This is a genomic window from Streptococcus suis, from assembly GCA_002831545.1.
Lineage (GTDB): Bacteria > Bacillota > Bacilli > Lactobacillales > Streptococcaceae > Streptococcus > Streptococcus suis_P.
In genome coordinates, this window is sequence record CP025095.1 from 2,418,990 (window position 1) to 2,435,049 (window position 16,060).

14 protein-coding genes are annotated in these 16,060 nt (G+C 44.5%); 5 read left to right on the forward strand and 9 right to left on the reverse strand.

Annotated features, from left to right (window positions below):
- Nucleotides 1-215: 215 nt before the first annotated feature.
- The 5 genes from rseP to CWM22_11885 all read right to left on the reverse strand — a co-directional run bounded on the left by rseP (nucleotide 216) and on the right by CWM22_11885 (nucleotide 4,897).
- A complete protein-coding gene (gene rseP / locus CWM22_11865) occupies nucleotides 216-1,475 on the reverse strand; it encodes an RIP metalloprotease RseP (GenBank protein AUC92538.1) in 1,260 nt (419 codons plus the stop codon).
- 9 nt (nucleotides 1,476-1,484) lie between these two features.
- Complete coding sequence (locus tag CWM22_11870; GenBank protein ID AUC92539.1) at nucleotides 1,485-2,291, reverse strand: CDP-archaeol synthase; 807 nt, start codon at nucleotides 2,289-2,291, stop codon at nucleotides 1,485-1,487.
- A gap of 9 nt (nucleotides 2,292-2,300) precedes the next feature.
- Nucleotides 2,301-3,056 (reverse strand): isoprenyl transferase, encoded by a 756-nt coding sequence (locus CWM22_11875; GenBank protein AUC92540.1) that lies wholly within the window; start codon nucleotides 3,054-3,056, stop codon nucleotides 2,301-2,303.
- 113 nt (nucleotides 3,057-3,169) lie between these two features.
- Nucleotides 3,170-3,493 carry a preprotein translocase subunit YajC gene (yajC, locus tag CWM22_11880; protein ID AUC92541.1) on the reverse strand — a complete coding sequence of 108 codons (324 nt, stop codon included), beginning with the start codon at nucleotides 3,491-3,493 and terminating at the stop codon, nucleotides 3,170-3,172.
- A 111-nt stretch (nucleotides 3,494-3,604) separates the two neighbouring features.
- A complete protein-coding gene (locus tag CWM22_11885) occupies nucleotides 3,605-4,897 on the reverse strand; it encodes an adenylosuccinate synthase (protein ID AUC92542.1) in 1,293 nt (430 codons plus the stop codon).
- A gap of 363 nt (nucleotides 4,898-5,260) precedes the next feature.
- On the opposite strand from CWM22_11885, the gene CWM22_11890 reads away from it, so the two are divergent.
- From CWM22_11890 to CWM22_11900, 3 genes are all read left to right on the forward strand, one after another.
- Nucleotides 5,261-7,492, forward strand: a complete 2,232-nt coding sequence (locus CWM22_11890) for a bifunctional glutamate--cysteine ligase GshA/glutathione synthetase GshB (protein AUC92543.1) — start codon at nucleotides 5,261-5,263, stop codon at nucleotides 7,490-7,492.
- Between the two features lie 77 nt (nucleotides 7,493-7,569).
- Nucleotides 7,570-8,436, forward strand: a complete 867-nt coding sequence (locus CWM22_11895; protein AUC92544.1) for an Hsp33 family molecular chaperone HslO — start codon at nucleotides 7,570-7,572, stop codon at nucleotides 8,434-8,436.
- On the forward strand, nucleotides 8,429-9,433 hold the full coding sequence (locus CWM22_11900; GenBank protein ID AUC92545.1) for a tRNA dihydrouridine synthase DusB: 1,005 nt from the start codon (nucleotides 8,429-8,431) through the stop codon (nucleotides 9,431-9,433). Before CWM22_11895 ends, CWM22_11900 begins: the two co-directional genes overlap by 8 nt.
- A 98-nt stretch (nucleotides 9,434-9,531) precedes the next feature.
- On the opposite strand, the gene CWM22_11905 is transcribed toward CWM22_11900, so the two are convergent.
- From CWM22_11905 to CWM22_11915, 3 genes are all read right to left on the reverse strand, one after another.
- A complete protein-coding gene (locus tag CWM22_11905) occupies nucleotides 9,532-10,020 on the reverse strand; it encodes a cytidyltransferase (GenBank protein ID AUC92546.1) in 489 nt (162 codons plus the stop codon).
- A gap of 118 nt (nucleotides 10,021-10,138) precedes the next feature.
- Complete coding sequence (locus CWM22_11910) at nucleotides 10,139-12,592, reverse strand: ATP-dependent Clp protease ATP-binding subunit (GenBank protein ID AUC92547.1); 2,454 nt, start codon at nucleotides 12,590-12,592, stop codon at nucleotides 10,139-10,141.
- Nucleotides 12,593-12,595: 3 nt separating this feature from the next.
- Nucleotides 12,596-13,054: a CtsR family transcriptional regulator gene (locus CWM22_11915; protein AUC92548.1), complete on the reverse strand. Its 459-nt coding sequence runs from the start codon at nucleotides 13,052-13,054 to the stop codon at nucleotides 12,596-12,598.
- Nucleotides 13,055-13,324: 270 nt separating this feature from the next.
- Here CWM22_11915 and CWM22_11920 point away from each other — a divergent pair, with 270 nt between their 5' ends.
- Nucleotides 13,325-13,663 carry a thiol reductase thioredoxin gene (locus tag CWM22_11920; protein ID AUC92549.1) on the forward strand — a complete coding sequence of 113 codons (339 nt, stop codon included), beginning with the start codon at nucleotides 13,325-13,327 and terminating at the stop codon, nucleotides 13,661-13,663.
- The gene (locus CWM22_11925; GenBank protein ID AUC92550.1) at nucleotides 13,663-14,364 is read left to right on the forward strand and encodes a GNAT family acetyltransferase; all 702 of its coding nucleotides are present in this window, start codon (nucleotides 13,663-13,665) and stop codon (nucleotides 14,362-14,364) included. Before CWM22_11920 ends, CWM22_11925 begins: the two co-directional genes overlap by 1 nt.
- A gap of 319 nt (nucleotides 14,365-14,683) precedes the next feature.
- Here the strand turns inward: CWM22_11925 and CWM22_11930 are convergent, their stop codons facing one another.
- Nucleotides 14,684-15,724, reverse strand: coding sequence for an elongation factor Ts (locus CWM22_11930; protein ID AUC92551.1), 1,041 nt, complete (start codon nucleotides 15,722-15,724; stop codon nucleotides 14,684-14,686).
- Nucleotides 15,725-16,060: the final 336 nt, after the last annotated feature.

Genomic DNA, 16,060 nt, shown 5'->3' on the forward strand with positions numbered 1-16,060 from the left:
TCATCATTTGTTTGACAGGAAGACACAGGTTTCAGCCCGTGTTCAATTCCTTTCGTAGTTTTCAGAACATCCTGCATTTAGCACGCATTCAGTTCCTTTCATCATTTGTTTGACAGGAAGACACAGGTTTCAGCCCGTGTTCAATTCCTTTCGTAGTTTTCAGAACATCCTGCGTTTAGCACGCATTCAATTCCTTTCATAAATTTCAAATTATCTTAGAAGAAGACTCTTATAATATCATTCCAAGTGACTACTATCATAAGAACCACCATAACGGCTACACCTGCTAGAGTGATATAAGATTCCGTCTCTGGTTTGAGTGGTTTTCTGCGAATGGCTTCCAGAATATTCATAACAATCTTACCACCATCCAAGGCTGGAATTGGAATCAAATTGAAGATTCCAAGGTTAATGGAGAGCGCAGCCATTAGCCCCAATACAGAAACCAAACCAAATTCAGCCGCTTGAGAACTTACTTTATAAATAGCAACCGGTCCCCCCAACTGCTTAACATCAAAGTTTGCAATAAGATTCTTCAAAGCTGTCACAACCCTAAGAGCTGTCGCTCCCGCTTCTTGGAAACCGCCGACAATTTTATCAACGAAACCAGTTTTCAAAATCGGTGAGATACCAATTCGATAGGCCCCATCTACTTGTTCAGCAGTAACGGAGACATGACGGTTTTTCCCATCATGCTCAACAACCAAATCAAAGCTTGGGGCTGTTGTTGCATCTGTCGCTGCTTTGCTAATAATCGTTGCAACTTCTGTGTAGCTGTCTGTCGCGTTCCCATTGACCGAAAGAATCTTGTCCCCTGTGACAACACCTGCAGCCTGCAAAGCACCACCTTCAGTAATACTTACTGCATTGCTTGATGGGTTGGCAACCCCGCCTTGCATGAAGAACAAAATAATAAATACTAGAATCCCTAGAATAAAATTATTCATGGGTCCCGCAAAGTTGGTCATCAACCGTCCCCAGACTGTCGCATTTTGATACTGAACATCAAGTGGAGCAATCCGAACTTCTGTCCCATCTTCCTCTACAATCGTGGCATCGTGATCAACCTTATAGGTCTTGCTTTCTTCCAAGACCAAGCCTGTGATTTCCAATTTTTCTTCAAAGTCAAAACTGGTTACATTCATTGGCAAACTGAGACTATCCAGTTGCTTACCAGACAAATTAATCCGCGTCACAACACCAGATTCATTCAAGCTGAGGCTGGCAGGACTACCTGTCTTAATCTCTGTCTTATCTTCACCCCATCCAGCCATTCGAACATAGCCACCTAGAGGAAGAATACGGATGGTGTAAAGCGTCCCATCCTTACCCGTATGAGCGAAAATTTTGGGACCCATCCCAATCGCAAATTCCCTCACAAGGATACCAGCTTTCTTGGCAAAGTAGAAATGACCAAATTCATGGACAACCACAATCACACCAAATATAAATATAAATGCTAAAATTCCCTTCATAGTACCTCCTTAAAATAATCCAAAGAAGTGCATGATTGGAAAGACAAAAATCATACCGTCAAAACGATCCAGGATACCACCGTGTCCTGGAATAATTTTTCCAGAATCCTTCACACCAAAATGGCGTTTAATAGCACTTTCTACTAAGTCTCCGAATTGTGAGAATATCGAGAAAATCACAACTAACAACAACATCATGCCAAATGAATAGCCCGCCAACAAGGACTTATCGACAATCAAGAAAATGATAGCAACTACCACCGCAGAAAGAATACCGCCTACAAAGCCTTCAACCGTTTTATTCGGTGAAACCTTCGGCAATAATTTTCTCCGACCAATCTGACGACCGATTAAGTAGGCACCAATGTCTGTTGCCCAGACTAAACAGAGGGCAAAGAAGACTTTATTGAGCCCAGCCATACGAGCCAGTATCAAACTATGAAAGCCGATACCAACATAGAAACTTGATGCAATTGGAAAGACCACATCTGAATAGTTGTAATGACCGATATTAAAAACCGTCGAACCAAGCAGTAAAAATACTACAATGGCGTAGGCTGTGTAATTTCCATCCGTCGGTAAAAATGTCAGATAATTCTGGAGCGGAAGAGCCAAGACTAAACTGGCCAACATAGCTAAGACACCCTCGATAGAATTTGGTGCTAGGCGATGCATTTTAATCAATTCAGCCGTAGCAATGATGGCTAACAGGCCTACAAAAAATTGAAATGCCATCCCACCAGCCAACAAAAAGGGAATGAAAATAGCTAGAGCAATGCCGCCAAATATCACTCGTTTCTGTAAATCGTTTGTCATACCTTCTCCTTATACACCGCCAAAACGTCTGTGGCGACGGTTGTATTCTTTAATCGCTAATTTAAGTGCTTCTCCATCAAAATCAGGCCACGCAATATCTGTAAAGTACAGCTCGCTGTAGGCTGTTTGCCACGGCAGGAAGTTGCTAAGACGAAGTTCACCACTTGTACGAATAACTAGATCGGGATCGCGTAACGTTGGTGATAAGGTTCCTGTATAGAGGTAATCCGCTATTAATTTCTCATCAATATCTCCAGGATTGAACTTGGCATCCAAGACATCTTGCGCAATAGCCTTGACTGCGCGAGTCACCTCATCACGACCGCCATAGTTAAGAGCGAAATTGAGAATCAAACCAGTGTTACTCTTTGTCTTTTGTTCGGCTTTATAAAGCGCATTGAGAGTCGGGACAGGAAGTTTTGAATGGTCACCAATCATCTGAATTTTAACATTATTGGCATGGAGTTCAGGAACATACTTATCATAAAACTCCACAGGTAGATTCATGATAAACTTCACTTCTTTTTCCGGTCGAGACCAGTTTTCTGTAGAAAAGGCATAGACAGTTAACACCTTTACTCCCAAATCAGAAGCCGTCTTGGTAACCTTTTGAAGTGCATCCATACCAGCCTTATGCCCCATAATACGTGGCTGCATCCGCTTTTTCGCCCAACGGCCATTGCCATCCATAATCACAGCGATATGCTTAGGGACTTCAATTGCTGTTTCAATGCTTTCTTTCTTTTTAAAATTAAATTTAAACATGGTATTTTCCTTATTGTATAATCGTTTCATTATACCATATTTTTACCTAGGATAGCAAAAATCAGGCAGGGCTAAAACAAGAGAAAACCAAGGTTTCCCTCGGTTTTTCATCCTTATTCTTCAATTGCAGCTTCTGGAGTTGCTTCTGTCGTTTCAACTGCCACTTCTTCAACAACTGCAGATGTAGTACCTGAACTTGCTACACGATTACGAATAGCACCACGTTCAAATGTCAAGTAAACACCATCAACATCGAGAACAACCTTTTTATCATCGATTTCATCGACAATACCAAATAGCCCACCAATGGTCACAATTTCATCACCTTTTTTGATTTGATTTAGTGCTTCTTGACGTTGTTTTTGTTGTTTACGTTGCGAATAGAACATAAAACCAATCATGGCAACCATGACAAGCGGCAAAAATAAACCTTCCATTTGTTTACCTCTTTTATTGTTTGATAAGCATGATTATATCAAATTCTGGACAAGAAAGCAAAGTTCGACCAAACAGAAAAAGACCGAACTCTCGTTCAGCCTTTATCCATCTTATTTTGAGCTCCATACACTCTCAAGGATGTTGGTCTGTTCACGACCAGGACCTACTGAGAAGGTTGAGATACGAACGCCTACCAATTCGCTGATACGACGGACATAGTTACGGGCTGCTTCTGGTAGTTCATCCAGGCTACGTACACCTGTGATGTCTTCAGACCAACCTGGCATTTCTTCGTAAATTGGTTTGCAGCGTTTGAGTTGTTCCAAGCTTGCTGGGTAGTGGTCAATCCGCTCACCATCCAAGTCATAAGCCACGCAGATTTTCAAGGTCTCAAGACCTGACAAGACGTCAATCGAGTTGAGGGACAAGTTGGTAATACCTGACACACGGCGGCTATGGCGCATCACCACTGAGTCAAACCAACCGACACGGCGTGGACGGCCAGTTGTCGTACCGTATTCTTTACCGATTTCACGGATACGGTCTCCGATTTCATCGTGCAATTCAGTTGGGAATGGTCCGTCACCAACACGGCTAGTGTAGGCCTTACATACACCAACTACCTTGTCAATCTTGCTTGGTCCGACACCACTACCGATGGTCACACCACCAGCAACTGGGTTTGAAGAAGTAACGAACGGATAGGTACCTTGGTCAATATCCAACATAACCCCTTGCGCCCCTTCAAACAAGACACGTTTGCCTTGGTCGAGGGCATCGTTCAAGATAACAGATGTATCTGTTACATATTTTTTAATTTCTTGACCGTAAGCGTAGTATTCTTCAAAAATTTCATCAAACTCGATTGGCGTTGACTCATACATTTTCTCAAACAAACGGTTTTTCTCAGCCAAGTTTGTTTTCAAACGCTCTGCAAAAATCTCCTTGTCCAAGAGGTCTGCAATACGGATACCAACACGTGCAGCCTTGTCCATGTAAGCTGGACCGATACCCTTGTTGGTTGTACCAATCTTGTTCTCACCTTTGGATTCTTCCTGCAACTGGTCCAATTTGATGTGATATGGCAAGATGACATGTGCGCGGTCTGAAATACGCAAATTATCTGTCGTCACACCTGAATCGTGGAGGTAGTTGATTTCCTTAACCAAGGATTTTGGATTGACAACTACACCATTTCCGATAACCGAAATCTTTTCTGGGAAGAAAATTCCAGACGGAATCAAGTGCAACTTATACTTGGTGCCGTCGATAACGATAGTATGTCCTGCATTATCTCCACCTTGATAGCGCGCGATTACTTCAGCATTAGCAGACAAGAAGTCTGTAATTTTACCCTTACCTTCGTCGCCCCATTGGGTTCCTACAACAACTACTGATGTCATATTCACTCTTTCTCTGAACTGGCTGACCAGTCCAGCCTTTCTTCTACTTCTGGCAGGAATCTCACCTGCAAGTTTCGTTTTACAATCTATTCTATCAAAAAACGAACGTTTTTTCAAGAATTTCCAATATTTTCGTTTATATCGGATGTTGTTTCTTGTTGCATTATTTTCAATCTCAAAATACGAACAAACGCTTATCTTGAACATTTTTAAAATTGTTTTTGACAGGAATTTCCGAAGCCTCCCAATCCTGTCCTCTTACCAACTTCATTTTTTCTTTCAAAACGTAGCAGAAATTTGTATTTGTTTTACAAACTAGATAAAATTGGTATAAGACACTATCAGAAATTGGACGGATTGCTTATGTTACAGAAATTATCCCAAAATAGTCCCATCCTCCAAGCCACCTTTGGTTTGGAACGGGAATCCTTACGAATAAATAGCGACAACCGCGTGGCTCAGACACCACATCCTGAAAAACTGGGCTCACGCAGTTTTCACCCCTATATTCAGACCGATTACAGCGAGCCACAACTAGAACTGATTACACCCGTGGCTCATTCGACCAAGGAAGCACGTCGTTTCCTCGGAGCCATCACAGATGTAGCGGTGCGGTCTATGGAAAAAACGGAATACCTCTGGCCCCTATCCATGCCACCTGTGATTTCAGAAGAAGAAATCCAAATTGCTCAACTGGAAAGTGACTATGAGTATCAGTACCGTGTCGGCTTGGCAGAACGCTATGGTAAGTTGCTCCAGTCTATGTCAGGCATCCACTACAACTTCGAGCTCGGCAAGGACCTGACCCAGCAACTCTTTGAAGCCAGCGATTACGACGACCTCATCACCTTCAAAAATGCCCTCTATCTCAAGCTGGCTCAGAATTTCCTACGCTACCGCTGGCTCTTAACTTACTTATATGGAGCAAGTAGTTTAGCCGAAAAAGGATTTTTATCCGAGGAAGTCGGTTGCGTTCGTTCCATTCGCAACTCCAAACATGGCTATGTTAATGCCGAAGACGTTCATATTTCTTTCTCTTCTCTCGAACAATACGTGGCTGACATCGAACAAGCTGTCCAGTCTGGTCAACTATCCGCTGAGAAGGAATTTTACTCAGCTGTCCGCCTCCGTGGTGCCAAGACTAGCCGTGACTACCTCAGCAAGGGGATTTCTTATTTAGAATTCCGTTCCTTCGACCTTAACCCCTATGACCCGCTTGCTATTAGTCAGGAAACCCTTGATACAGTCCACCTCTTTATCTTATCTCTTCTTTGGCTAGACCAACTGACAGATGTTGATAACACCCTAGCAAAAGCAGATAAACTTAACAACCTCATCGCCCTTAGCCACCCCCACACACCTCTACCTAGCGAGGCCGATGCCACGCCAATCTTGACAGCCATGAAAGCCATAGTTGCCCACTTTGGGCTGGACGACTACTATGGCCAGCTCATTGCACATGTGGAGGCCGCTCTTCAAGACCCACATCTGACCCTTTCCGGAAAAATAGCAGAGCAGGTTGAAGATGGGTCTCTGGAAAAGTTTGGTCAGCAGCAGGGACAAGTCTTTCATGACTATGCTTGGACAGCCCCTTACGCCCTCAAGGGCTATGAAAACATGGAACTCTCCACCCAGTTGATTCTCTTTGACGCCATTCAAATGGGCTTGCATGTCGAGATTTTGGATGAAGAAGACCAATTTCTCAAACTCTGGCATGGTGACCATGTCGAGTACATCAAAAATGGCAACATGACCTCCAAGGACAATTACGTCATTCCTCTAGCCATGGCCAACAAGGTCGTGACCAAGAAAATCTTGGACCAGGCTGGTTTTCCAGTACCTGCGGGAGCTGAATTTGCAAACAAGACAGATGCCCTGCGGTATTACGGACAGGTAGCCAGCTCTGCCATTGTTGTCAAACCAAAATCTACCAACTTCGGCCTTGGCATCTCTATCTTCCAGGAGCCAGCCAGCCTTGCGGACTATGAAAAAGCCCTGGACATCGCCTTTTCAGAAGATAGCCATGTGCTCGTGGAGGAGTTCGTAGCGGGAACTGAGTACCGCTTCTTTATCCTTGATGGCAAGTGCGAGGCTGTCCTGCTCCGCGTCGCGGCCAATGTCGTGGGTGACGGTAGCTCAACCATCCGTGAATTGGTGGACCAAAAAAACCAAGATCCACTGCGAGGGCGTGACCATCGTTCGCCACTTGAAATCATCAATCTGGGTGATATCGAACTGCTCATGTTGGAGCAACAGGGCTACACACCTGATACGGTCTTGCCAGAAGGCGTCCAAGCCTTTCTGCGTGGCAATTCCAATATCTCAACGGGTGGTGACTCCATCGATATGACCGACCAGATGGACGAGTCCTACAAGCAACTGGCTGCCGCTATGGCGACTGCTATGGGAGCTTGGGCCTGTGGTGTGGACTTGATTATCCCCGACCGCACCAAGCCAGCCAGCAAGGACGAGCCCAACTGCACCTGCATCGAACTCAACTTCAACCCTGCCATGTACCTGCACACCTACACATACGCAGGACCTGGGCAGAGCATTACACCGAAAATCTTGCGAAAGTTATTTCCTGAACTGTAAACTGGCTAGTCATAGTCAGTTTCTTCTTTCGGTCACTCCCTTTCCCCATTTTCCCCACTTATGCTATAATAATCCTTATGGATAAAATTATTAAAACACTATCAAAAAGCGGGCATTTCCGTGCCTTTGTGCTAGACAGCACAGAAACCGTGAAAACAGCCCAAGAAAAACACGACACCATGGCGTCGTCCACCGTTGCTCTGGGTCGCACTCTCATTGCCAATCAGATCTTGGCTGCCAATGAAAAAGGCGACACCAAGATCACCCTAAAAATCTTAGCTAGCGGTGCTGTTGGGGCTATCATCTCCGTTGCCAATACCAAAGGTCAGGTCAAGGGCTACATTCAAAATCCTGACTTAGACTACAAACGGACAGCGACTGGCGAAGTCATCGTTGGGCCTCTCGTGGGCAATGGTCAATTCCTAGTTATCACAGACTACGGAACAGGTCATCCTTACAACTCCATGACCCCCTTGATTTCTGGTGAAATCGGTGAAGACTTTGCTTACTTCCTGACAGACAGCCAGCAGACACCATCTGCGGTGGGACTAAATGTCTTGTTGGACGAGGAAGACAAGGTCAAGGTAGCTGGTGGCTTCTTGCTGCAAGTTCTTCCAGGTGCGACCGAGGCTGAAATTGCCCGTTTCGAGAAACGCATCCAAGAAATGCCTGCCATTTCAAGCTTGCTGGCTTCTGAAAACCACATGGAAGCTCTGCTATCCGCCATTTATGGCGACGACGACTTCAAACGCCTGTCAGAAGAAGAAATCGGTTTTGTCTGCGACTGCTCTAAAGACCGCTTCCTCGATGCTCTAGCCAGCTTGCCAAAAGCGGACCTGCAAGAGATGAAGGAAGAAGACAAAGGTGTGGACATCACCTGTCAATTCTGCCAGACCCATTACCACTTTGACGAAAACGATTTGGAGGAACTCATCAATGGCTAATCTCAATACCCCTTTTATGATTGGTGATGTAGAAATCCCCAATCGCTGCGTGCTGGCCCCAATGGCTGGCGTGACCAACTCGGCCTTCCGTACCATTGCCAAAGAAATGGGCGCTGGCCTAGTCGTTATGGAAATGATTTCTGAAAAAGGCCTTCTCTACAACAACGAGAAGACCCTCCATATGCTCCATATCGACGACAACGAATACCCTATGTCTATCCAGCTTTTCGGCGGCGATGCCGAAGGACTAAAACGGGCTGCCGACTTCATCCAAACCAACACCAAGGCTAATATCGTCGATATTAACATGGGCTGCCCTGTCAACAAGGTCGTTAAAAACGAAGCTGGTGCCAAGTGGCTCAAGGACCCCGACAAGATTTACCACATCATCAAGGAAGTGACCTCAGTCCTCGACATTCCCTTGACTGTTAAAATGCGGACCGGTTGGAACAATACCGACCTGGCGGTCGAAAATGCCCTGGCCGCAGAAAGTGCCGGTGTGTCTGCCCTGGCCATGCACGGACGGACTCGCGAGCAGATGTACACAGGAACGGTTGACCTGGAAACCCTCACCAAGGTGGCTGGCAGCCTGACCAAGATTCCCTTCATCGCAAACGGCGACATCCGCACTGTAGAAGATGCCCGCCAGCGAATCGAGGAAGTCGGAGCTGATGCCGTCATGGTCGGACGAACTGCTATGGGCAATCCTTATATCTTCAACCAAATCAACCACTATCTTGAAACAGGAGAAGTCCTGCCCGACCTCTCCTTTGACGACAAACTCAATGTCGCCTTTGACCACCTGACCCGATTGACCAATCTCAAAGGCGAATCCATTGCCGTACGTGAATTCCGTGGTCTTGCCCCTCACTACCTCCGTGGTTCAGCAGGTGCTGCCAAGATCCGTGGAGCCGTTGCCCGAGCAGAGACTATCGAGCAGGTCCAAGAACTCTTTGACCAAGCACGAGAAGCCTATCAAGAACGGATTGCTAAATAAGATAAACTGGCAGGTTAAAACTCGCTAACAATGAAACAGAAAAACGCATAAAGCCAAGATGATAACTTGATTTTATGCGTTTTTTCTGTATGAGCACATTATTCCTGCTCAGCAAAAAAGTCAACAAAGGCAGGAGCAATGTAATCCTGGTATTGTTGAGGATGTTCACGAATGAGGGTTGCTGAAATACCAAATTTTCTAGGACTGAAATGCGCTTGATAGCCTCGACTGTGCAGTTCCTGAGCGTATTCTTCCTCAGACACATAGAAAACTGGTACTTGATGTTCTGACAAGTCCAACAAAGCAAGCAGGCGTTCTAACCAAAGGTCCCAACCATCTGGATAGGGAGGCAAGTCCGTTTCATCCAGGGCACGAACTTCGACAAAATCATCACCCTCAAACTGCTCTTGAGCAAATTGAAATCGTTTGATCAGGTCTAAACCTATCCTATCCCCACGATCCCTATCAAAGCCTGAAACCACCACACAAACTTGACCACAATCCAACTTTGCTCGTTCAATTAAATCCAAATGTCCCTTGTGCATGGGGGCAAAGGTTCCGAAAACAACAGCTATGGTTTGATTCATAGATTTCCTTTCTAATAGTTAAAGAGGCGAGCAAGCTCACCTCTCCAACTATTTCATGCGTTTTTCAAAACTGAAGAACAATTCTGCATCTGGAAAGGATAGCAACAACAAGCACTCCTTATCCCTTTACCACATCAAACTTGAGCTCTTCACCCTTGACCCCAACCTTCAAGGTCGAACTAGTAGTCAAGTCACCACGGAGTAACATTTCTGCCAACGGATCTTCCAATTTGGTTTGTAAGAGCCTACGAAGAGGACGAGCTCCCATTTCTGGGTCATAACCTTGTTTAGCAAATAACTTAAGGGCTGACGGTTGCAGTTTAAGAGTAATTCCTTTCTCAGCTGTTACAGCCAACAAAGGTTTAATCATGACCTTGACAACATCCTGCATATGAGTTTCCGTTAGGCTATGGAAGACAACTTTCTCGTCAATACGGTTGATAAATTCTGGACGATAGGCTTTTTTCAATTCCTCAAAAATGCGTTTCTCCACTTCCTTGTGGTCCTTAGATAAATCAAGGGCACCAAAACCAACTGTCTTATCATCACGAAGGGCTGTTGCTCCAAGGTTTGACGTCATGATAATAATGGTATTTGAGAAATCAACCTTACGTCCCTTACTGTCCGTCAGAACACCATCATCCAAGACCTGCAAGAGAACATTGAAAATATCTGGATGAGCCTTTTCAACCTCATCAAAAAGAAGAACAGAATAAGGTTTGTTACGAACTTTTTCCGTCAATTCGCCACCTTCTTCATAGCCCACGTAGCCTGGAGGCGCTCCATTGAGACGGCTGGCCGCAAATTTCTCCATATACTCAGACATATCAAAACGGATAAGAGCAGATTCATCATCAAAGAGAACCTCCGCCAAGGCTTTAGCAAGCTCTGTCTTACCGACACCAGTCGGTCCCAAGAACATAAAGGAGCCAATCGGTCTGCGACCTGTACGAATCCCTGACTGATTACGACGAATAGCTCTGCTAACTGCAGAAATAGCTTCTTCCTGCCCAATCACACGCTTGTGCAATTCTGCTTCCAGATTCAGATACTTCTTAGTATCTGATTGGCTAAGCTTGGCTACTGGGATACCTGACAAGCGACTAAGTGTTTCTAAAACATCTTCTTCTGTTACTTCAAGGTCATAGTTTTGACTAGCCTCGGCATCTTCTTTCGTTTTAATCAAAAGCTTGCTGACAGTCTTATATTTTTTATCCATCAAGGCCTTGTCTATGCTCGTCAGTCCTGTTTCCTCAGCCTGCCCTTTCACTCGATTTTGTACCGTTGCACTGGCTTCATCCAGCAGATCAATGGCAGAATCTGGCAGGTTTTTACTGGTCAAATACCGCTTAGCGTAGGTCACAGCAGTCTCTACAGCTGCTTGTCCAATACGGACCCTGTGGTATTTTTCAAAAGTACCTTTTAAACCAGTCAAAATGGCAATACTGTCCTCAACTGTTGGCTCTTCAATCGTCACCTTGGCGAAACGGCGAACCAAGGCTGCGTCTTTCTCAATATGCTTTTGGTACTCTGTCTGAGTCGTCGCTCCGACCGTACGGAGGGTGCCACGAGCAAGAGCTGGTTTGAGGATATTGGCTGCATCCAAGGTCGAATCAATCCCCGAGCCAGAACCCATAATGGTATGCAACTCATCGATGAAAAGGATGACCTGACCATCTTCCTCGATGTCGTTGATGATATTATTCATCCGCTCTTCGAAGTCACCGCGGAAACGCGTTCCAGCAATAACGTTCATCAAGTCAAGTTCCAAAACCCGCATCTTAGCCAAGCTGACAGGGACATCACCTGCAGCAACACGTTGAGCAAGACCCAAAGCAAGCGCAGTTTTTCCGACACCAGCATCACCAACTAGAACTGGATTATTCTTAGTTTTACGTGATAGAATTTGAATCATCCGTGCAATCTCAGCGTCTCGACCGATGACAGGTTCAATCTTCCCTTCACGCGCCAAAGCTGTCAAATCACGAGTGTAGTCTTCTAATCCACCACTTTGAGGTGCTGGGGGCATTCCCATCATCTGTCCCATATTGGCAGGTTTGGCTTTGCCACCCTTCATCACACTGCGGATAGCTTTAAGGTCCTCTTTGGTAAATCCCGCACGTGCCTCCAAGTTTTTACGCAAATCCAAGAAACGAAACTTATCATCTGAGTCTTCAAAACAAAAACCTACCTTGTCCAAAATCTGACTAGCTGTTGACCGCTTGTCCAACAACATAGCCATAAACAAATGTTCCGTTCCCAGCTCCTTAGCCTTGACGACTTCTGCAATTTTCTTGGCAAAACTAGCCGTTTCATCCAAACGTTTAGAAGATGGTAAAATACGAAAACTATCCAACTCTTCACGATAGACCTTGTCGGTCACAACAAAAGTTGCATGTTCATAGTCAGAAATTGAAATAGGATATTCTGCCAAAACAGCGCCGGCGACTGTATCATGGTTGATAACGAAAGACAAGAGAACATGCCAGGTTTCCAAGTAATCACAGGCATAACGTTGGGCCACTAACTGGGCATCTTCAAAAACCCGCTGTAAACCAGTTGAAATTTTCATGAATTATTCCTCTTTCCTATCTAAACGTCGTAGTATTTGACGCATCATGCGCGCTCGAATAGTACTTGCATCTTTTCCTAATATTTCATCAGATCCTGTAGACAAAAAGAGATTGCCTTCTCGTTCTGTCATCAATCCTTCATCAAAAAGGAGCTGTAAAATATCCGCATAAACCGTCGCAGACAACTGCTCACCCATATTGTTTAACAAATCATGGACCAGTTCGTGCTTATCCGAAAAGGTAATCCGCCCAATTCGGATATAACCACCACCACCACGCTTACTCTCAACAATATAGCCACGGCTAGCTGTAAAACGGGTTTTAATGACGTAGTTAATCTGACTTGGCACCACTTCAAACCGACTGGCCAACTCACTTCGACGCAACTCAGCTACACTGACTTGGTCCAAGATGGCTTTAATATGCTCTTCTATATAATCCGATGTATTCTTCATCGCCATAGTATCGCCTCTTTCTTTGACTATCTTTGACCATTATACCTTAAAATGACGAATTTTGAAAGCAAAAGCCTAGCAACTAGCGTAGCAGAATTTTGAAATCTGCTCTGCTTTATCCTATAATAAAAGAAAAAAACAGAAAGGACTAGGGCTTCCGTATTTAGTTGAACTGAATACGGACTACGGACTAGGCCAAAAAGATAAACGAGAACTAGTCGTCGTTCTGTTTCCTATTTTTTCCGTGTCCGCTTAAGGCCCTTTAGATCTTATACCATGAACTTTCAAGATTACATTCAAGAGTTTACCAGCATAAACGTGGAGCAAGCACAAAGCATTCTGACCGCCAAAGACGGAGACGTCCTTTTCATCGGACGTAGCACCTGCCCTTACTGCAACCGCTTTGCACCAAAACTCCACAAGGTCGCGCAAGACAAGCAAGTGACCGTCCACTTCCTCGACTCCAGCCAAATCAGTCCAGAACTCCAGACCCTTCGCGACCACTACCAAGTTCCTACCGTCCCAGGCCTTCTCGTCGCAAAAGCAAACGGCGTCCAAGTCCGCTGCGATTCCAGCATGACGGAAGATGAGATTGCGGCTTTTATTGAGAACTAATGCTAGACATTTCCTACCAAGCCAACACCTTCCACATATCTCATCACGGAAGACCAGTCGGCAGCATCCATACCTACAGCAACCCCTACCACCAGACCAATATCTATTTGCGACTAGATTTGCTCAATTACGATTGCACCATAGCAAAGCAACTCTTCCAGTCCCTACAGACTTCCTTGGGTGGAAAACCTCTTCAAGTTATGCTCTCCTCTGCAGAGCAGGAAAAAATTCATTTCCTTACCGCAGCTGGCTTTGTCTGCAAACGAAAATGTTACGAATTTGAAGTGACCAAACAAGATTATCTCAGTCAAACAGGCACTTCCAACTTAAGCATAGTCCGCAAAGGCACCGCACCTTATCAAATAGCCTGTCAGCAAATTTTTGACCACTATCAAACAGTCCACCAAGACATCAATCCTTGGACTGCTAGTCAAGAAGAATTCGAGAAGGACTTACCTGACCTAGTTTATACAGACTCAGAAAATTGTGCCTTCGTAGAAAACAATGAAGTTGCCTACGTATGCGGAAAAGATGAACAAAGCTTTGATTCCTTCATCCAAGCAGTTATTTGCCAACTATTTGAACAGTATGAGCAAATTAGCTTTGAGGCCGATGATTGCGATCCTATCGCCATGTGTTTGGCTGACCAATTCCAACAACCAAACAAGCCTAGTTGGGATACTTATATCTTAGAAAGCTAGCAAAAAGCACCGACCACAAGGCCGGTGCTTTTTAAGGAGATTATGAAAAATATTTAGGATTGATACTAGTATAACTCACTCAACCTGTTCAGGCATCAGCCTTAAGACCGATTTTTCCAAAAAAGAACTCCCTTTCGGAAGTTCTTGTGATTTTGGATAGTCTATCAGTTTGCTTTTAGTACTAGGAAACGAGCCGTAGGCTGTACTGAAGTACAGCACGGCGAGTTCAAATACTCCAGTGGAGTATTTGAAGTTGGAAATATGGAAACGGCGTTTCCTCATACGTCGAAGTAATAAAAGATAAAATGAAGACTAGCAATTATTTACCGAGAGCTGCTGCCATCGTCGCTGCAACTTCTGCTTCAAAGTCGTTTGAAGCTTTCTCGATACCTTCACCCACTTCGAAACGAGCAAATTCTATAACTGAAGCGTTCACTGAGTTCAAGTAAGCTTCAACTGTTTTGCTGTCGTCCATGATGTACACTTGTGCAAGAAGTGTGTAAGCTTGGTCAACTTGAGTGTTGTCGAGCAAGAAACGATCCATTTTACCTGGGATGATTTTATCCCAGATTTTTTCTGGTTTGCCTTCTGCTGCCAATTCTGCTTTGATAGCTTCTTCAGCTGCTGCAATCACTTCGTCAGTCAATTGAGCTTTTGAACCGTATTTCAACAAAGGCAATGCTGGTTTGTCAACCATTGCACGGCTTTCGTTGTCTTGTTCGATCTTGTGATTGATTTGTGCCAACTCATCTTTAACGAATTGTTCATCCAATTCAGTGTAAGAAAGAACAGTTGGTTTCATCGCAGCGATGTGCATTGAGATTTGTTTAGCAAGAGTTTCGTCGCCACCTTCAACAACTGAGATAACACCGATACGGCCGCCGTTATGTTGGTATGCACCAAATGCTTGAGCATCTGTTTTTTCAACCAAAGCAAAGCGACGGAATGAGATTTTCTCACCGATTGTTGCAGTTGCGTTTACGTATGCTTCTTCAAGAGTTTCACCTGAAGGCATAACCAATTTAAGAGCTGCTTCGTTGTCAGCTGGTTTACCTTCTGCAATTACTTTAGCAGTAGTGTTTACCAATTCAACGAATTGAGCGTTTTTCGCAACGAAGTCTGTTTCAGCGTTAACTTCAACAACTGCTGCTACGTTACCATCAACGTAAACACCTGTCAAACCTTCAGCTGCTACACGGTCAGCTTTCTTAGCTGCCTTAGCCATACCTTTTTCGCGAAGCAATTCGATCGCTTTTTCGATATCACCTTCAGTTTCAACCAATGCTTTTTTAGCGTCCATAACGCCAGCACCTGATTTTTCACGCAATTCTTTAACGAGAGCTGCTGTAATTTCTGCCATGTCTATTCTCCTTGTTTGTATTTATAAAATAGAGGAGCGGGCTCAGCCCTGCCCCTCTAGGATTGTTTTTGTGTCTGATAAATGATGTAGAATGTACTCGGACTAAAAAGCTAGGATTTAGACAAATCTCCTTGCAGTCCCCAGACTGCTACGTCCATTTTCTAAAATCTAACGCTTTTTTTAACGTCCTCGTTACTTATTTTATTGTACTCAGGCTAAAATCTTAGTGAAAAAGATAAACTTCCTTGTATGCAAGCATACTGCGTCAGTTTCCTATTTTCGCTTTTGAGTTTTTAGGCTCAAACTTTTACAGTCCACTGGACTGTAAAACTCATA